Below are 19,648 nucleotides of genomic sequence, written 5' to 3' on the forward strand. Positions count from 1 at the left end.
GAACATGCAAAAAAAAATTGCTCTTATCTTTCTTTTGTCTGCCTTATGGTGCGGCGCAACTGCTCAAATACAACACGTAGAACCCCTCAATTGGTGGGTGGGAATGAAAAATAAAAACCTTCAATTGTTGGTTCATGGAAACAACATTGGTGAAACCACTCCCGTGATTAATTACCCGGGTATTTCTATCAAAAAAATCCACAAAGCCGACAGCAAGAACTATTTGTTCATAGATGTTGTCGTCGAAAAAAACACCAAGCCGGGTACGTTTCCGATTCGTTTCCAAAAAGCAGGCAAAACGCTTTATTCTTATGACTATAGTGTGCTTCCAAGGCTTTCTGAAAGTGCAGAACGAAAAGGGTTTAATGCCTCGGATGTAATTTATCTGATTACCCCCGACCGATTTGTGAATGGCGACTACACTAACGATGTGGTGCCAGCGATGAAAGAAACCCAAATCAATCGCAAATTTGAGGGAGCAAGGCACGGGGGGGATATCAGGGGAATTATCAATAGCCTCGATTACATCTCAAGTATGGGTTTTACGGCCATTTGGCCTACTCCATTGCTCGAAAACGATATGCCAAGCTACTCGTATCATGGCTATGCCATTACCAATCATTATAAAGTGGACCCAAGGTTTGGTACATTGGAGGATTACAAAGAGTTGTCTTTGAAAGCACGTCAAAAAGGCATCAAACTGATTTTTGACGAAGTGCTCAATCACACAGGCTTGGGCTATTGGTGGACGAATGACTTGCCCTTCAAAAATTGGATTAATTACCCCAATGCTTATCAAGCTACCAATCACCGCCGCACCGTCAATCAGGATAAATATGCCTCTGAGTTTGATAAAAACTTAATGAAAAATGGTTGGTTTGATAAAATGATGCCCGATATGAACGGACAAAACCCGTTTATGGCAAACTATTTAATTCAAAATTCCATTTGGTGGATTGAAACATTGCAGCTTGGCGGTATCAGACAGGATACATATGGCTATTCGGATAAAACCTTCCTGAAAAATTGGAGCTGTGCCCTCATGCATGAATACCCCAATTTCAGTATTGTAGGTGAAGAATGGAGTATCAATCCGTTGATAACATCGTATTGGCAAAAGGGAAAGCAAAATGCCGACGGCTATGATGGCTGCCTTACAAGTGTTATGGATTTTCCACTGCAAGCAGCTTTGGTAGAGGCATTAAAAGAAAAAGACGATGCCAATTTTGGTAAAGGGTTGCCCGCTTTATACGAAGCCTTGGCCAATGATTTTGTCTATGCCAACCCTTTTCAAATTTTGACCATGGGCGATAATCACGACATGGACCGATTATACACGCAGCTGAACAATGATGCTGAACTAACAAAAATGGCCCTAACGTTTTTATTGACCACTCGGGGCGTGCCTCAATTGTTTTATGGAACAGAGGTGTTGATGGAGAATACGGGTCACCACAAAAATGATGGCCTGATTCGTTCTGATTTTCCGGGTGGTTGGAAAGAAGATACCGTGAGTGCATTTTCGGGTAAAGGATTGAGCCCTCAACAGCTTGATATGCAGCTTTATCTCAAAAAACTGCTGAATTGGCGGAAAAATAATACAATTATTGCCACCGGGAAAACCCTTCATTTTGCGCCTTCAGGCGGCGTGTATGTTTATTTTAGATACACCAACGAGGCAAAAGTCATGGTGGTGCTGAACAAAAGCAAACAAGCTCAAACGCTGGATTTAGCGAGGTATTCGGAAATATTAAAAGAGGGAAGTGTCGTAAAAAACGTAGTCACTGATGAAGTAAAGACCCTGGGTAATACCCTTTCAGTCGCAGGGAAAAGTGCGGTGGTTTTTGAAGTAAAATAAAGTACAGGAATAGGACTGATTGTGTCTGATAATCAATTAACTAATACCATCGATGGAAAAGCTTAAGCGGTTACTTTTTTGCCTCTCTTTTGCAAATTTTGCTTTTGGGCAAGCCCTCATTGTTAAGCCCGAATTTCCAACCTCGGAGGGAGAGATTACCCTAATCTTTGATTTGACACAAGCAAAAGACAATCGAAAAGCAGGCTTACTTAACCAAGCAAGTGGGTTGTATATTTGGGCGTGGGGCGGGTCTGACCCCGCCAACAAAACGGCAGAGTTTGGACCTTCGGGGCAAATGAGTTTTTCGCAACCCTTTGCCCCCGGATTGTTGACCCGCGTAAGTGATAATATATGGACTATCAAGTTGACTCCCAATAAATACCTCAACGTAACTGGAGGAAAAGCTTTACGTTGGATGGGGGTTTTGGTGAAAAACGCCAATGGCTCGGCCCAAACCGAAGATTTTTTGTTTGACTTTTACGCCTCCAATCAGTTGTTTGTACGATTTAATACCCCAACCGAAAAAAACTTTTTCGTCGAGGCCAACCGTTCCATCTCCATAAAAGCAAGAGCATCTATTACGGCTAAATTAACTTTGACACTCGACGGAACTGCCGTAGCAACGGCCACCGACACAAGTATTTCGGTAACGATTCCAACTGGAACGGCCCCTAACCAACGCCGTACGGTGCGTGTCACGGCCAATGCGGCAAATCAGGAGGTTTTTGAGGAATTTACTTTTACCGTCAGTCCTTCACCTGCCGTGGCGGTTTTGCCTTCGGGATTGCGTAACGGCATCAATTACACCTCCGCTACCTCGGCTACTTTAGTGCTTTTTGCTCCCGATAAAAAGTTTGTGTATGTCTTGGGCGATTTCAATAACTGGGAAAATCAGGCCGATTATTTAATGAACCGTACACCTGATGGGCAAACGTACTGGCTGGAAATCAAAAATTTAACCCCACAAAAAGAATATGCTTTTCAGTATTTGGTAGATGGGATAATCGCCGTAGGAGACCCCTACGCTGAAAAAATACTTGACCGCAACAGCGATAAATTTATCCCCGCCACTACCTACCCCAATTTGTTGCCTTTTCCTCAAAAAGCACAAGGGAATATTGTGTCGGTCTTGCAAACCAATCAAGCTCCTTATGTTTGGAAGGTCAATAACTTCAAACGCCCCGCCAACGAAGATTTGGTAATTTATGAACTCCTGGTGCGTGATTTTGTGGGTAGTCGTTGGTACAAAACCGTAGCTGACTCATTGCCTTATCTGAAAAAAATGGGCATTAATGCCCTTGAGTTGATGCCTATTATGGAGTTTTCGGGTAATGACTCTTGGGGCTATAACCCCATTTTTCATGCTTCTCCCGACAAAGCCTACGGAACCCCCAACGACTTAAAGGCATTAATTGATAAGTGCCACGAAAACGGCATTGCGGTCATTTTGGACATGGTTTTGAACCAAGCCGACTATGATTTTCCGTATGTAAAAATGTACTGGGACGGAACGCAGCCCGCTGCTAACAACCCCATGTTTAATCCACAGGCGACACATCCGTTCAGTGTCTTTTTTGATTTTAACCACGAGGCTGCTGCTACCAAAGACTACGTGCAGCGTGTCAATGAGTTTTGGTTGAAAGAGTACCGTTTTGACGGCTTTCGTTTCGACCTTTCCAAAGGATTTACCCAAAATAATTCAGGCACTGATGTAGCGCGTTGGGGACGATACGATGCGAGCCGAGTGGCTATTTGGAAACGTATTTATGACCAAATTCGCAAAAATGACCCTACGGCTTATGTGATTTTGGAGCATTTTGCTGATGATCAGGAAGAAGCCGAACTCGCCAACTACGGTATGATGCTGTGGGACAATCAAAACGGGGTGTTTCGAGAAGCGGTAAAAAACGGTAAAGGTAATTTTAATCGCCTTTCGTGGAAGAACCACGCTGGTTTTCAGAAACCTGCCACCATTGGTTACATGGAAAGCCACGACGAAGAAAGGATAATGTACGATGCCATTATCAACGGAAATGCTGAAGTGAAAAATGTCCCGACCGCCTTGGAACGGGTGAAAGCCGCCGCCGCGCTGTTTATGCTTACGCCTGGACCCAAGCTGATGTGGCAGTTTGGTGAATTGGGGTACGATGTTTCAATTGACGAAAATGGTCGTACAGGGGCAAAGCCCATTCGGTGGGAATACCTAAAAGATGCCAATCGGTTGAAACTGTACAAAGTTTTTTCAGAACTGATTCGCTTCAAAACTACGCAGGAAGTTACAAAAACGACCGATTTTACGCTCGAAACCTTCGATAATATTAAACGCCTGACACTCAATCATTCGTCGATGAACGTGCAGGTCATTGCTAATTTTGGGCTTAATGACCAATTAATTTCATTGCCAGCAGGACGTTGGTTTGATTACTTTACGGGACAAGAAATAAATGTGGCCTCAACACACCCGCAATATACCTTTCAAAGTGGTCAATTTCATGTTTTAACTTCCGTAAAAATGGCGGTTCCTGAGTTGAATTTAGTACCTTGGAAACTACAGATTATTACAGCGGTAGCACCTCTTGTATTTGATAATGAATTACTTATCTTTCCTAATCCTTCGCAGAAATGGCTGCATTTGGAGTGGGAAAGCACCTACCGAGGGGAAGTGAAAATTGAGATTACCGACATGACTGGTCGGCAGCTTCGGTATTTTGTACCTCAAAAAACGTCCAACTTTATGAAGCAGCAACTGCCCGTCAATGATTTGCCTTTGGGGAGCTATTTGATACGTATTTTGGAGGGAGAAAAAAGTCAGATAAAGCGATTTATTCGGGAATTTTAATCATTATAATTCTTCTAAATACAGCGTATTGCCCTCTACGTTTCGCTCTATTTTTTTGCCGTTGATGGTGGTCGTAAACGTGACTGGCTCGAAGGCTTCGGCAAAATTGTCTTGAAACAACAGCAGGCGTTTGCCTGTTTTTGGGTTTTTCCACACTTGTAGCCACGGCTGATTGTGTTTAAACGCCCGCGCAAACTCTCCCGTGTCATTTTGCCAAACTGCTTTTGTGGTTTCCTGCGTTGCTCTTTGGTAGTCAAAACCGTAGCTTTCGCGGGTTTGGGTGCCATCCAGAATGTGCTGATACTTGGCAAACAACTCATGCGCCTGCACCATAGTAGCTACGCCGAGGGCGTCTTTGCCGATGTAATCTTCGTTGAGTGAGGGGCAGGTGGGTTGGTCGGGTCCTTGGTACTCATACACAAAATACCCCCCCGTCTTTTGCGATTCACACGAAAGATTTCCGTTGATTTTGGAATACCTCAACGCCTGATACGGATTGTAGGATTGGCCAAAAATCCAGTAATTGGTGTAGAAAACGCGTGGATTGCAGAGATGAATAAATACTGCATCGCGCACCAGATTCATGGGGTACATCACCCGATTGTCTAGTTGTCTGATGTAGCCTTTGGTGCCGTTGCCTACCTTAAATCGCCGCGTGTAGCTGCGTCGGGCGTCGGCGGGTTTGTCTTCGTAGGGCCAAATGAAATTGAGAAATTTTACTTTTTGAGGCACAATCAGGGATTTGAGATTGAGCACATCCAGCGTTCGCAGGTACCAGTTGACGGGCGCTTTCCAGACTTGAGGCGGTTGGTCGGTGGCATCACTCGTATTGACGGTGCTGCTGGTATAGCCAAAACCCGTCATGAGGATGGTCGGATAAGGAATTTTTATGTTTTGGATGGATTTTGCTTCTTGATGAATGGCCAAATAGTCATCAATATTTTTTTTGCCAGCGCTCCAGTTGTCGTTGGCGTATCCGTCCAATGTGAAGCTGTTACCCTTAAACGTAAACGACGGCGCATCACCAATCCACGAATAAAACAACTTTCCGTGGCGTTTGTAAATCCGGTCCGAAAGCTCGTACATGATTTTCCCAAAGTTGGGGTCCGACATGTCCCAGTACCATCCTTCTTCGGCTTTGCCAGGCTCAAAATCGACCGAAAAAGCGTCGGCAGGCGTGCTTTTAGCCAACCAATCTGCGGCTTGGTCGAGTTGCTTTGAATCAAAACGGGTAATTCCTTGCTTATTTCGCGGCTTGATGTGCTTGATTAAGCCATCCACTTCACCCGCGTACAGGAGTTTAAACTTAGTGGGGTTAACGTTCCAACTGACCTTTTGTAAGTTCTTAACGGGTTCGTCAATGGGCAATGATTCAGAGCCGTATTTTTTATTAAGCAACGTAAATGCGGGGGTTTGTTTGAATATCCGACTGTCGCCCACGGCACCATTATTGGGCCAAAGCGGCTGAGTATAGGCGATTTTAGAGGGGGTTTTATCCAACGAATCCCGCACCCAAAAAATGGCCTCGTAGGCGGCGGCGTATTTGGCCTGCCCAGCGGCCACGTTAAACGCCGACGTGAGCCAGCTTTCCGAATTTACGTTGGCTACTTCCGTGACGTATTTGACAAGATGAATCCAGCGATTGGGTAAAAGCGGTTGCTGCGTAAGTTGACGAGCATCCACCCGGTTGACACTGCCATTGAGGGTATAATAGGTCGTGCGCCCTTGCTCTGGTTTTGAGGCATCGACCAAGTATAATTTATTGTCGGTGCGGCGTTCAACCCTCAATTGGAGTTGTTGGTCTTCGTAGCGGTTGGGGTCAGGCTCAAATTCAAAATGAACAAGAGCCGCTTGGGCGCGCGGAAGGGCTTTGAGCGCAGGAACAGCTTGGAGGGTGGTGGTTGGGGTGGGTTCGCCAGAAAAATATGTTGCGATTAGGTAAGTACCCGCAATGAGCCCTGCTGTTATGCCTATTTTCATGCTGTTTTTCACTTGAGAAGTTCTTTGACGTCTTGGAGGTAACGTTTAACAACTTCCAACTGTTGTATAGCCCGTTTTATTTTGATTCGCTGACTGCGGTCCGATTCCATGATTTGGCGGGCGGCCGACAGTTTGTGTTTTTTGTGCTCAACGAGATAGACAATTTCGTCGAGAATTTCCAAATCTGCTGATGTGTAGATACGGTCACCGCCGCGTTTTTCGGGCTTTAGCATCGGAAACACCGATTCCCAATACCGCAGTTTGGAGGCATCAAAACCGTAACGAGCCGCCACTTCGTTGATGTTATAATAAAGTTTGTGTGAATCGTCAAGCATAATGGTGATAACGGTTTAAGGAAAGCTTAAAAATCAACTTCCCTTAGTTGAAAGCATCGCTTTTTGATTACCAATACTTTTACATTTCAAATTTGCCATTTAATATTTTTCGGGTTCCTGTAGAGTTTGTGTGAATCGTCAATCATAATGGCCACAACGGTTTAAGCGAAGCTTAAAAATGGAAGCATCGCTTTTTGATTACCAACACTTTTACATTTCAAATTTGCCATTTAATATTTTTCGGTTTCCAAAGGCTTTAATAAAACCAGTTCGTTACACTTCTTCGCCCTGCAACTGCTTTTCATACAGTTCTTTATAGACTCCGTTTTGGTCCATCAAAAGTTCGTGGGTGCCTTGCTCTACGATTCGGCCTTCGTCCAACACTACGATAAAATCGGCTAGTTTCGCCGACGAAACCCGGTGCGAAATGATGACCGACGTACGGTCTTTCATGATGCGACTCATGTTGTTCAAAATGGTGTTCTCGGTTTGTGTATCTACGGCGGAAAGGCAGTCGTCCAAAATCAATATTTTGGGGTCGCGGGCAATGGCGCGGGCGATGGAAAGACGTTGTTTTTGCCCACCCGAAAGCGTAATGCCCCGCTCACCGACGCGGGTGTTAAAGCCTTCTGGAAACTCAATGATGTTGGCGTAAAGGTCAGCGTCTTTGGTGGCTTGTTCAATTTTTTCAAATGACATTTCGGTTGAGCCAAACGACACGTTTGATTCAATGCTGTCGGAGAATAAAAATACATCTTGTGGTACATAGCCCATTTGCCCGCGTAGCGATTGCAGTTTGAAATCTTTAACGGGGATGCCATCAATCGAAATGTCGCCTTCGGTGGGGTCATACAGGCGCATGAGCAGATTCGCAACTGTACTTTTGCCCGAACCTGTCGTGCCCAAAATGGCCACGGTTTCCCCCGATTTTACGCTCAGATTAAAGTTCTTGAGGGCTTTGATGCCCGTATCGGGATAATCAAAACTTACATTGCGGAAATGAATATCTCCGGCAATGTCATGTTCAAGGTTTTTGGTCGAAACCAAATCCGTTTTTGTGTTCAGAAACTCGTTGATGCGTTGTTGCGACGCGGCCGCCCGCTGCGTTTGGCTGGTGGTCCAGCCGAGCGCCATGACGGGCCAAGTGAGCATACTTACGTATAAAATAAACTCCGTAATGTTGCCGGGCGTCAGTCGACCCGACATGATTTCTTGCCCACCCACGAAAACAATAAGCACGTTGCTCAGCCCCACGAGAACCATGATGAATGGGTAAAATAACGAGTCTACGATGGTCAATTTCAGTGACTTATTTCGGTAGTCGTTGCTTTGTTTGACGAAGTTTCGCAATTGCTCATGTTCGCGGACAAAGGCTTTGATAACCCGAATACCCGAGAACGATTCCTGTACGTAGGTCGAAACGCTGGAAAGTTGCGCCTGCAATTCTTCTGAGCGCTTCATGATGATGGTGTTGACGAAATAAATGCTGAGTGATAAAATCGGCAGTGGCAGCAATACATAAAACGTCAGTTTGGCATTGACCGAAACCATGTAGCTGATGACCAGGATAAACAGCGTGATTAAATTGATGCCGTACATGATGGACGGCCCCACATACATGCGTACTTTGCTGACATCTTCGGAGATACGTGCCATCAAATCACCCGTATTTTGGCGACGAAAAAAACTCAATGGCAGGGTTTGATAATGAGCATAAATCTCGTTTTTGAGGTCATACTCAATGTGTCGCGACATGACGATGAGGGTTTGGCGCACCAAAAACAAAAATATCCCTTTCAGCAAGGCCATGATAAGAATCAAAATCCCGTAGAGCAAGATACTAAACGCGAAAATGTCGTAAAGATTGGCTTGCAGCGAAGAGCCTTTGAAGAGAAAATACACATCAAGCGTATCTTTCACTAAATCAAGTGCATAACGGACTAGCTGGGCGGGAATGATTCCAAAAAGATTGGAAATAATCGTGAAAACAGTCCCCAAAATTAGGTACCATTTGTATTTAACTAAGTATTTGTTGAGGTGAGCGAGTGCTTTCAAAATGACGCTTGTAGTTGGGTTGCGGGACTGTATTTCGTCTACTCTATCGGTTTTAACACCAAAATTTCAGAAAACGTTTGCCGAGAAGCCAAAGAAACTACCCGAAAAGTGAGCATTTGGAATTAGTTTTCCTCTTCTTCAATGATATTGAAATCCTTCCAAAAATCATCATCAAAGGTCATGCTTTGTTCCGAAAAAGAGGTATCAATTCTCAAAATTTGATTTAACGGAAATTTTTGTACGTTACGGTTGTGGATGTGAGTAGTTACAAAAGCCATTTGATTATGGAGCCCGACCCCCACTTCAATGCGCTTGGGAGCGTTTTTGGGCCGCGTTCCTTTGGGCCAGACATAATATTCGTATTCAAAGTCATTCACCACGCGGGCATCGTGCAGGTACCATTTGCCCTCAAAAGGAGCGTAATTGATGATGTGTTTACGGTGTTTGAGGCGTATACCCGGATAGCTGAGTTCGTATTGACGCAATGCGGCATCGCTCAATTCATATTCTGCTTTAACCACCGCGAGGCTTTCAGTTTCGATATAGAGGGTTCCTTTGTAGGCCGCAAATCGCTGATTAGCTGAGCGTTTGATGACGGAATTGCTTTTAAAGTTGATTTTGTACAGAAAAGTGTTGCCGATGCTTTGGGCGCCGTCGTACTCAAAAGTGTAGGAATTTAAGTCATACAGGGGAAAATCCCGCGCTCGGACCACGTCCAGAAAATAGCCAAGATAGGGTCCGTTGGTGATGCTCGGAATAGGGCACGTATCATTTTGGACGGTAACAACGGTGGTCGGCAGTTCTTTCTTGCGGCCCTTAATCATCCGCGTCTGATCGGGAATGTTGGTATCTACGCCCGATTTATAGAGTTGAATTACCCCTTCCGAAAACGCAAAGTATTGATTCACCTGTGCTTGTTTGACAGATTCTCGGTAAAAGCCTTCAATAATGCTGGGGTTTTGGTCATAATTTTGGGGAATGAGCGCTACGACTTGGTAGATAATTTCGGTGGGGTTTACGGGCTTCACCACCACTTCTTTCAGCCGAATGGCATTTACGTTCAGTTTGATTTCCAGCGGGCTTGACTGAATGGCGGCTTTGACGGGGATTTGGTACGATTCATACCCCATGCAATTGATAACAAGCACTTCTGAAGCGTATTGTTGGCTTAGTTTTAAGCTAAATCGCCCCTGCTCATTGGCCACCGTTCCGACGCTTTTGCCCACAATGCCCACGCCCGCAAAGGGAACGGGTTGATTATTAGAAACATCCAAAACGCGCCCTTCAATGGTGATGGTTTGGGCGTAGGAAAAAGTGCACCAAGCCATAAGCACAATCAATAGCAGGGTTTTCATGTCGTGTTTTTGTTATGATTTGGCCGAATTTGATAAAAGCAACTCAAATTGTACTTCCCGGACGGGGCGGCCCCACTCGGCATGGAAGCGCTCGCCCGTGAGTTGGAAACCAAAAGAATCGTATAAATGCAGCGCGGCATGCAATTCATCAAAGGTTTCAAGCGTAATTTTCTGATAACCCACTTCACGACAAAAATCAATGGCGAGTTGCATTAATTGACGCCCCAACCCACGCCCGCGCACCGAAGGATGCAGAATCAGCGACCGCAGATGCGCCACGCCTGGACTTTCTTCGTACACCAGAATACAGCCCACGATATGTTCGTCGGTTTCGGCCACCCATAAACGTTCCTTTTCGGGAGTATAATGTTGGATAAAATGCGTCAAAAAAGTAGCCACTTCAATGTCGTTCAGGAGGGTCATTCCGTACTCTTTGGCATAAATAATACCCACTAAATAGGTAATGTACCCAAGGTCTCCGGGACGAATATCGGTACGAATAGTAATGGCAGACATAGCGTGATGGATTCGCAGAATCAGGAATTAAATTGAAGGGGCAAAATAGGGCGGATTTGGTTGAACACAAAATTCAAGACTTACTTTCTGCGGTTTCGTTTTGAATCTGACTAACTTTAGGACTTTAACTCCGGAAGATTTTTTATGTTCAAGATTGTCAGTTCGTCGGCAGGGTCGGGAAAAACCTACACGCTTACCAAAGAATACCTCAAACTCGCCTTGCAAAGCGACAACGCCTATTATTTCAAGCATATTCTGGCCATTACGTTTACCAAGGCTGCCACGCGTGAGATGAAAGACCGCATCATGGTCAAGTTGGAGGCGTTTGCCAACGGCCACGAAGACCCGATGCTGCACGACATTATTCAGGAGTTATACCCCGAATCCCTCGCCGACCGCGAAGGCGCTTACAAGCTCCGCGAACGCGACATTCGCAACCGAGCCAACCGCGTTTTCAAACAAATTTTGCACGATTACAGTGATTTTGCCATTCTGACCATCGACAGTTTTGTGCAACGGGTGGTGAGCGCGTTTACCGATGAACTGGGGATTCCGTTTTCGTTTGAAGTGGAGATGGAGGCGGGGGAGTTGCTGCTGATGGCCGTAGAACGAATGCTCGAAAAAACGGGCGACGATGCTTATACCGAGTTGACGGATATTCTTGAATCTTTTTATTTGGAAGCGGGGCAGGAAGGAAAAAACTACCACAGCCTGCCCGAAGCGATGGCGGGTTTTGCCAACGATTTGCTCAATGAGCAACGCTACGCTGCCATCATGAAAAATGCGCATCTGTCGGCCAAAGATTTTAAAAAAATTCGGCGGCAACTGGTGAGTGCGTTGCGCAAGTGGGAAAACCAACTGGTGCAATGGGCCGAAAAAGGGCATCAACTGATACTGGAAAGCGGCTTGGACGAGAAAGATTTTTCGTACGGAACGGTGTTTCGGTATTTCAAAAAACGCACCGATACTTCCGAAGCGATGACCGAGCCAGGAGCGCGCGAGAAAGACGCTTTCGAAAACGACAAAGGCTGGCTCACCAAAACCGCCCGCCCGTTTGTGGTCGAAGCCGTGGCGCAGATAAAACCGCAATTGGTGGATTTTTACGAACGAATTGAAGAAAATCGTTTGGCGGTGAGTGGGAATTATTTTTTGTACCAACAGCTCATTCCGCACTTGTATCACTTGTCGTTGTTGAATGAAATTAAGGAGGAATTTGACCGTCAGTTGCGGGAAAATAACCGCGTGCATATCTCCGAATTTAACCAGAAAATCCTGCAAATTGTGACCGAAGATCCCGTACCGTTTATTTATGAGCGGATGGGGGAGAAGTTTAACCATATTCTGATTGACGAATTTCAGGATACGTCCAAATTGCAATTTGCCAATGTGTTGCCGCTGATTGACAACAGCCTCGGCTACGACCACTTCAATCTCGCGGTGGGAGATTCTAAGCAGGCCATTTACCGTTTTCGGGGCGGCGACATGGACCAAATCATCGCGCTTCATTCCCAGAATCTCGGCCGATTGGCGCAATCTTTGGGCGACAGCGAGTTGACGGTGGAGCGCCTAGAAAGCATTCAGTGGCATTTGACGGGCGATGTGCTACGGGTCAATCGTCGGAGCGCCAAAGAAATCATTGAGTTTAATAACGCGTTTTTTGGCAGAATTGAAGAACTCTATCGCGACCAATTTCCGCTTTCGCACGATGTGTTTGAGCAGGTGGCGCAGGAGTTGCCGCCCAATCCCAAAACGGGCGGAGAAGTGCAGATTGAGTTTATTCCCGCCTTGAATAACGACACCAACGACGACGACGATACGCCCGCCATGATTAACCGCACGCTGGCCCTGATTCAGCAAGCAACCGAAATCGACGGGTTTAGCGTGGGCGATATTTCGGTGCTGTGTCGGTACAAGAAAGATGCAAAAAAAATAGCTAACCACCTGAAAGAGAATGGGTACAACATCATTTCCGACGATTCGCTTTCGTTACGTTTTTCGGGGGCAGTCAATTTGGTGACGGCCTTTATGCGCGTGCTCGTTAAGCCCGACAGTCGATTGGATAAGTACGAAGCGCTGTATTTATTTTTCCGAATGATTGTCAAACGCATTCCCGACAACAAAGACAATCAACGCCTAAAAACGGTGGTGGAATCGCACGATGTGCGGGAGTTTTACGTGTTTATTAATGAATGTTTACGGCAAGTTAAGGCCGAGGCGGGCGAGCTGAAAGAAGGCGACGTCATTGATGCGTTTTTGAATCCGTACCGATTGCTCCAAATTAGTGCGTATGAGCTGGCCGAAAAATTGGTGCAGACGTTCGGGCTGTTTGAAATCGTAGAAGAGCGTGATTATCTGTTTCGATTTCTGGATGTAGTCTTGGAATTCAATACCAAACGCGGCAGTCATTTGGCCGATTTTCTGGATTATTGGGAAACCCAAAAAGAGAAGATTTCCATTTCGGCCCCGTCAGACCCCAACGCGATTACGGTGCAGACCATCCACCGTTCCAAAGGCTTGGAGTATCCCGTGGTGATTATTCCCTACGCCGATTGGGATTTTGTGCCCAATGCCAAGCGCGATTCGATGTGGGTCAATCTTGACCCGTCAGCGGAGTTGGGCATTGGCGGTTTTAGTACAAAAGACGCTGAAAGTGGTGAAATGATTGAACACACGGAGACCAAGTGGCTCCAAACGGGTTCGGTTCAAGTAAAAGAGACATTGTTGCAGACTACCGAGTCGGTAGCATTGCAGTATAAAGAGGAGCGTGAGCGCGTATTTGTCGAAAACCTAAACTTGTTGTACGTGGCGTTTACGCGTCCGACCAAAAAACTGTACGTGTTGGCCAAAGAAGAAAATTTTGCCAAAATCAAATCTCCCCGAAAAGTAAGTTATTGGCTGTATCAGTATTTGGAAGGCACACCAGAACCCGCAATCGGCAGCCTTGAAAAACTGGCGCAACTCGCTCCGCGCACCCCTCACGCCACCCTTCAGACACCCACTTTTTATGTCCCGCAGATTATCTCTACGGACCGTAGCCGCGAGTTGCGCCTCCGGCGCTTGGCCAACCGCATCTTTGACGTAGAAACGTTTGAGAAAAAACGCGATCACGGAAACAAAGTTCACTACGCTCTTTCGATGGTACGTACGCCCGAGGACGTTCCCTCGGCTTTGGTTCGGATGCAAACGGAAGGCATGATTGAAAAAATCGAAGCCGAAGATATTCGTAAGAGTCTTGATAAGATTCTTCAACACCCTGATTTACAAGGTCTATTTGAAATGGAGTCAAACGTCATCAATGAGCGCGAAATTTTAACCCCCGATGGCAACATTCACCGCCCTGACCGGGTAGTACACTTGAATGACCGAGTCGTAATCGTCGATTACAAAACGGGTATTCCGCTCGAAAGTCACACTATACAGATTAAAGATTACGCTAAACTTTTCTACCAAATGGGCTACCCAAGGGTTGATTCGTTGCTGGTGTATATTGAGCGAAATGAGGTAATCAGGGTTTGAATATTAAATTTCGTATTTTTTTTAGAATTGTGGTGACTTTTTGGGTGGTTTTTGCGTATATCATGTATAATATACACAAGCCCCAACCCTCCACCACATTATGGACCCTTTTTTTTACTTTGATGAAGATGAGTTTGAAACTCCCGAGCCAGTATTGCTCGTTGCGGAAAGCGAGGTTATTTCACCAACCTATACACAGGATAGCGGGAATATGTCTGCTCAAAATAAGGTGAGTTGCGATAAATAAATTCGAGTTGCGCCGCACCGCTTTTGGCAAAAGCTTCATCTGTCTTTTTTCTTTCTTCCAATTTTTGTTTCAGGGTCGCATCTTTGCGCAGCATTTCAGCCGCAATGTCTTCAAAAACATAGGCTGAAAAATGCTCTTTTTGTCCTAAAATACTATCAAAAAAATTCCACGCAAAAAATGAGTCGGGACCTTGAGGTTCAAGGGTTTCGATGAGGTATCGGTTGGATTTTTGATTGGTTTCAATAAGATAATCCCCTTTGTAAAATTGTATTTTCTGCGTCTCTTTTCGGACCGTTACACCCGTATGATTATAATGGCCTTCGTAAGGCTTTTGGGGAATTTTGTAATCTTCAATATAGTATACTTCCACTTCCATTTCGGTATCTTTTTCTAAAGATTTTAGCGCTACCCCGTTGATTTTGAGGAGTTCTGCCACCCGCGCCCAACTTTGCGGCAACACGTAGGCGTTTGGTTTCTGAACCGTCAAATCGGCTACGTAGTGGTCAAAAAAGGGAATACGTTTGGTAAACGGCTCACTGCGCTCATAATACAAACGATTCAGCCCGCTCACTTCGCTGGGTTTGTACTTGGCCGCAAAGCCTCTGAAAGTAATCGAATCGGCCACGCTGCGGTCCAATTTCCAGCTTAATGGAAACGACTTTTGGGCCGCCACGGCTTCGTCGGCTTTTTGTTTGTTGGCAATCAACGTCGCAGCGTGTTTGGTGCTTAGGTTGAGGGTCGTCTCCATAAATACGTAAGTTCCTTTGACCCGCGTAGGATAATCCTTGAGCATGTGCAATTCAACCACGAAGGTTTCACAGTTGAACAGTGACGCGTAGCCCGAACTATACCTAGGGGCATCGTTGAAGCCCGAATAACCCGTTTCGGGGGTGCTGCCAAAGGCGTTTACGTAAGGCACAGGGTCAAAACCCGATTTTGATAATTGAGCGTCCAAAGCGGGCTTAAACTCTTTGGTGAAAAAGGTCGAAACAATTGGATTAAACTTGTCTTTTTGCGTCGGAAAATACGTAACAGCGTGCTGATAATCAGCGCCATTGGAGGTGTGATTGTCTACGATAATGTGAGGCTTCCACGCCTGAAACATCTTTTGCCACGACTCCGAATTTTTAGAATCCGTTTTGATAAAATCGCGGTTTAAGTCATAATTCCGTGAATTTGCCCGAAATCCGTAACTGTTGGGGCCGTTCTGATTAGGGCGCGACACGCCGCGGTTAAGGATACCATCTATGTTGTAGACTGGCACAATGCACAGCAACACATTGGGGGGCAGCATTTTCTTTTCCAACAGTTCTCGCGCCCACATCATGCTGGCGTCAATGCCTTCGGGTTCGCCGGGGTGGATGCCATTATTAATCAAAAGAGTTACTTTATCAGCCTGAGGTTTGAAGACTTTGTTGGCCGATAACACAAACAAATGCAATGGTTTGCCAATGTCGCTCGTGCCTACTTCGAGTAGCGTGGCTTGGTCATATTTTTGGTCTAGGGCTTGGTAAAAGCGGATGACTTCGTCGTACGTGGCGGTTTCTTGCCCTTTGCTTTTTTCGTAGGAAGTGAGTTGGGCAAAGAGTGCGTTGGACAACAAAAGCAGTAAAAATAACTTTTTCATAAGGTGGGAAGTAGATGAAGTGTTTGGTTTATGGACAAGTTTATGGTGCAAGTATCGGTAAAAAATAGACGCAACATTAACCTTTAGCGCCCACAAATTTCTTTATAATCACAATATTGACAGGCTTGCATATGGTCGGTTTTACGAAAAGGCTCGTCGGTATTGAGGAGTTTTTCGGTGATAAAGGCCCTGAGATACTCCTCCGAGTGCGTCACATAACTTTCGGGGTCGTTGGCTTGGTCAAATTGCAGGGGATTTTCGATGAAACCCCGTTTAATATTTCGCAATGAATAAAATCCAGACGTTACCTCGTAGTTGTCCAAGTGAAAATCCTGACCGCGTAGGTTGAGGCCTTGGTCGCGCAGCATCTGTTTGTAAATCAAGTACTGATAAATCCATAATTGTCTGATTTTTTCGTAGTTACCGTTGCTACCAGAAGTCATAATATCGGCCAGTTTATCGGGCGTGACTTTGGGGAGTTGTTCGATTTTTCCCGTTTTATAATCGGCCACGCGAATGACGTTATCTACCAACTCAATGCGGTCAATTTTTCCCGCCACTTTAAACAAAATCGTCTTGTCGCCCCATTGCACTGGCAACGTCGCCGATAGTTTTCGCTCGGTAGCCAGCACCACCAGCGAATCGTTGCGCGTGCGCTGTTCCCGCAAGAAGTCCACCACGGTTTGTTCGGCCACTTGATACAACAGTCGATTGATGCCCGATTCGGCATCGTAACCACCAAATTGTTTATCAAATTCTTCGCGTAAAATCGCTTTTACTTCCTCGTCGGTGATGGGTTTGTTTTCCATCAGGTATTCTAAGTCGATGCGTTCCAGTACTTTATGAATCCAAGAACCAAAATCGGCCGAACCAATGCGCTCTTCCACTTCTTCGTCTTCCGACACGCCCGCAATGCGGTTAAAATAATACTGGAGCGAGCATTTTAGGTACTGGTTTAAATGGGTAGCATATAACCCGTCTTTTTCGAGAGAGGCAATGAGAAAAGCAATCGTTTCGGGCGTTTTGGGCACAGTCCAATCAATTGTGGCGGCCTTTTGTCGCGCTATCTGTACTTTTTGTTCCTCTTCGGCTCCCTGTTTGTCGGCCTCCTTAAACATCACCATCATCTCCTGATAACGAACGGTGCCTTTGTCTTTCGTCATAGGCACCAACTCATGCTCTAGCTGACGAATAAAACGGCTTTTTTCGCCGCCGTTGTAGGTACTCGGGTCGGTGACGTACACCAGATGAACGTCTTTGGCGCGTTGGAGCAAGCGATAAAAATGGTAAGACATCACCGCGTCTTGGTCGCGATAAATGGGCAAACCCGCCTCTTGGGCAATGTCCCACGGAATCAGCGAGTTTTGACGTTTTGAAGCAGGAAAAACCCCTTCATTCATCGAAAGAATAATAATGCGTTCAAAATCGAGGGCCTGTGTTTCGAGCATCCCCATGATTTGCAGCGGACTGACGGGCTCACCACTGAAAGGAATCCGGGTTTGGCGGATGAGTTCGTACATAAATGCCTTGAAAGTCCGCAAGTTTAGCTTCTCGGCGTGGCTTGAATTGAGGGTGGTTTCGAGTTGTTTTAGTAGGGTATAAAACAAATACAGGTACTCCGTCTCGATGGCGTTTTGGGTGTCTTTGTATACTTCGCGCAGCAAGTCGATGATGACGTACAGCGCTTTGATGACCGTGTGCGGGTTGTCGTCCCAGCGGCCAAACAGCGCCACAAAAAGCGGGTGATTTTCGCCCCATTCTAGCAACTGTTTGGGGTCGAGGTACACAAAATTGCGCCGTTGTATCTCGCCAATGGTGGTCTGAATGATGCTCGGCGCGGTCGAATCGCGCTGTTGCAGCGCCAGAAATTCATATCTCCTGATAAACGGGTGATTGAGTACTTTCTGAACCGTTCGGTGGTTGTATTTAGGGATTTTAACCGCGCGGCCGTCTTTAGCCCGAAATTCTGCCACCGTAAACTGCAATTCAAACAGCGAGTCTACAAGCGTGAACAACAGCGAATTACGCAGCGTGAGTCCCATTGTTACGTTGAGGTCACTGATGGTTTCGTCCAAACCGTTCAAGACAGGAACCAGCAGGTTTTCGTCGGCGAGCACCATTGCTACGGGGCGGTTTTCGGTGCCGCCTTGCGCATCGGTACACCATTGTTGGTAAAGTTCGCCCGCTACTTTGGCCTGCATAGAGGCATTCGGAACGGCATAAACCGTAATGTCTTTGGGCGTTTGTAGAATGTGGTTTTCGGTCCATTTCCATTCGCCCGCCCACGCGGCATCCCGGTAGCCGCGCAAGGCTTTCCCGCCTTCGATGTAGGGATTTTCGCGCATATAGTAATGGTCGGTATCCCACAGAATTTCAGCGCGTTGGGCTTTGATAAGGGTCCGGATGATTTTTTCTTGCGCGGCACTCAAAGCGCTTAATCCGACAAAATAAAAGTCGGGGGAGGAGTCCTCAACGGTTTCTTCTGAGCTTGGCTGAGTGGTCTTTTCTTGGTCGTTTAACAACAGTTCAAACGTATTTTCGGCCAAAGTACGGTAGGCCAAACCACGATAAACGCGCTTTTTGGCCTGAAGGTGTTGTCGGAAACGTTGGTATACTTCGCGCAAATTAGAGAACAGCTCAAAGTAGGCCTTGATGCGCTCCGAGTCGGTCGAAACTTTATTTTTTGGCCAGTCAATCTCCCAGCGCTCAATGGCTTTGGCCTCGGTGATGTAGTCGAATAAGTAATCGGAATCAACGAGGTATTGGTCTATTAAATCAAAATCGCGCAGCAGCATACTACCCCATTGCAAGTAGCGCTCAAAGGTGATGTTTTTATCAACTTCTTTGAAAATGTCAAATAATTCGAATAATAAACTGACGTTGTCGGCAATTTCCACGCCGCACTTCTTGGTCACAAAATCGTCGATAGCCAACACTTCTGGGGCCAAAAAAGGACGGTCAGCACACTGAGCCAGTGCTCGTTTAAAAAAATAAGCGGCCCGCCGGGTAGGCACAATTATTAATAAATTCTCAATGCGCTTTGTATGTCTTTTTGTTTCAAAAATATACTTCGCCGATTTCTCAAGAAAAGATTCAAGCATTTGTGGAATGAGCTATTTGTCGATGTTAATGAGCATTATGTTCATGAAAAACATCTTTAATGAATGTTACAAAAGGTATGCTGTTGAATGATATTTATCTTTTTTTATTTTTTTGACTTGTGTGTTTGCTCCCTATTTTCGCGATAACAATTTTCAAAGTTAGTTGTTTTACTGCTTGTGAGCAGTATCACCATTTTTATTTTAACCTAAAAACCAAAC

General features: G+C 45.7%; 10 protein-coding genes. 3 read left to right on the forward strand and 7 right to left on the reverse strand.

All coding sequences use genetic code 11. The annotated features are described in order from the left end of the window. Positions 1-4: 4 nt before the first annotated feature. The gene (locus NCI00_RS10395) at positions 5-1,858 is read left to right on the forward strand and encodes a glycoside hydrolase family 13 protein (RefSeq protein WP_253527187.1); all 1,854 of its coding nucleotides are present in this window, start codon (positions 5-7) and stop codon (positions 1,856-1,858) included. A 52-nt stretch (positions 1,859-1,910) separates the two neighbouring features. Then, positions 1,911-4,697, forward strand: coding sequence for an alpha-amylase family glycosyl hydrolase (locus NCI00_RS10400; protein WP_253527189.1), 2,787 nt, complete (start codon positions 1,911-1,913; stop codon positions 4,695-4,697). A gap of 3 nt (positions 4,698-4,700) precedes the next feature. On the opposite strand, the gene NCI00_RS10405 is transcribed toward NCI00_RS10400, so the two are convergent. The 5 genes from NCI00_RS10405 to NCI00_RS10425 form a co-directional block, all read right to left on the reverse strand. After that, positions 4,701-6,677 (reverse strand): hypothetical protein, encoded by a 1,977-nt coding sequence (locus NCI00_RS10405; protein ID WP_253527191.1) that lies wholly within the window; start codon positions 6,675-6,677, stop codon positions 4,701-4,703. Positions 6,678-6,685: 8 nt separating this feature from the next. Then, positions 6,686-7,012, reverse strand: coding sequence for a MerR family transcriptional regulator (locus NCI00_RS10410; protein WP_166559190.1), 327 nt, complete (start codon positions 7,010-7,012; stop codon positions 6,686-6,688). A gap of 273 nt (positions 7,013-7,285) precedes the next feature. After that, a complete protein-coding gene (locus NCI00_RS10415) occupies positions 7,286-9,067 on the reverse strand; it encodes an ABC transporter ATP-binding protein (RefSeq protein WP_253527192.1) in 1,782 nt (593 codons plus the stop codon). Positions 9,068-9,189: 122 nt separating this feature from the next. Beyond that, positions 9,190-10,422, reverse strand: coding sequence for a carboxypeptidase-like regulatory domain-containing protein (locus NCI00_RS10420; protein WP_253527195.1), 1,233 nt, complete (start codon positions 10,420-10,422; stop codon positions 9,190-9,192). A gap of 12 nt (positions 10,423-10,434) precedes the next feature. Then, a complete protein-coding gene (locus NCI00_RS10425; RefSeq protein ID WP_253527198.1) occupies positions 10,435-10,938 on the reverse strand; it encodes a GNAT family N-acetyltransferase in 504 nt (167 codons plus the stop codon). Between the two features lie 144 nt (positions 10,939-11,082). Here NCI00_RS10425 and NCI00_RS10430 point away from each other — a divergent pair, with 144 nt between their 5' ends. Next, positions 11,083-14,454: a UvrD-helicase domain-containing protein gene (locus NCI00_RS10430; RefSeq protein WP_253527201.1), complete on the forward strand. Its 3,372-nt coding sequence runs from the start codon at positions 11,083-11,085 to the stop codon at positions 14,452-14,454. A 176-nt stretch (positions 14,455-14,630) separates the two neighbouring features. Here NCI00_RS10430 and NCI00_RS10435 read toward each other — a convergent pair whose 3' ends face one another. Beyond that, positions 14,631-16,328, reverse strand: coding sequence for a M14 family metallopeptidase (locus NCI00_RS10435; RefSeq protein WP_253527204.1), 1,698 nt, complete (start codon positions 16,326-16,328; stop codon positions 14,631-14,633). Between the two features lie 83 nt (positions 16,329-16,411). Continuing rightward, the gene (locus tag NCI00_RS10440; RefSeq protein ID WP_253527207.1) at positions 16,412-19,429 is read right to left on the reverse strand and encodes a PD-(D/E)XK nuclease family protein; all 3,018 of its coding nucleotides are present in this window, start codon (positions 19,427-19,429) and stop codon (positions 16,412-16,414) included. Positions 19,430-19,648 lie beyond the last annotated feature (219 nt).

The organism is Runella salmonicolor, from assembly GCF_024158025.1.
In the GTDB taxonomy this organism is placed as follows: domain Bacteria; phylum Bacteroidota; class Bacteroidia; order Cytophagales; family Spirosomataceae; genus Runella; species Runella salmonicolor.

Excerpts from the sequence above, each read along its gene's own strand:
- NCI00_RS10430 (WP_253527201.1), top strand. The coding sequence starts at position 11,083 with ATGTTCAAGATTGTCAGTTCGTCGGCAGGGTCGGGAAAAACCTACACG.
- NCI00_RS10435 (WP_253527204.1), bottom strand. The coding sequence starts at position 16,328 with ATGAAAAAGTTATTTTTACTGCTTTTGTTGTCCAACGCACTCTTTGCC.
- NCI00_RS10395 (WP_253527187.1), top strand. The coding sequence starts at position 5 with ATGCAAAAAAAAATTGCTCTTATCTTTCTTTTGTCTGCCTTATGGTGC.
- NCI00_RS10440 (WP_253527207.1), bottom strand. The coding sequence starts at position 19,429 with ATGCTTGAATCTTTTCTTGAGAAATCGGCGAAGTATATTTTTGAAACA.
- NCI00_RS10425 (WP_253527198.1), bottom strand. The coding sequence starts at position 10,938 with ATGTCTGCCATTACTATTCGTACCGATATTCGTCCCGGAGACCTTGGG.
- NCI00_RS10420 (WP_253527195.1), bottom strand. The coding sequence starts at position 10,422 with ATGAAAACCCTGCTATTGATTGTGCTTATGGCTTGGTGCACTTTTTCC.
- NCI00_RS10400 (WP_253527189.1), top strand. The coding sequence starts at position 1,911 with ATGGAAAAGCTTAAGCGGTTACTTTTTTGCCTCTCTTTTGCAAATTTT.
- NCI00_RS10410 (WP_166559190.1), bottom strand. The coding sequence starts at position 7,012 with ATGCTTGACGATTCACACAAACTTTATTATAACATCAACGAAGTGGCG.
- NCI00_RS10405 (WP_253527191.1), bottom strand. The coding sequence starts at position 6,677 with ATGAAAATAGGCATAACAGCAGGGCTCATTGCGGGTACTTACCTAATC.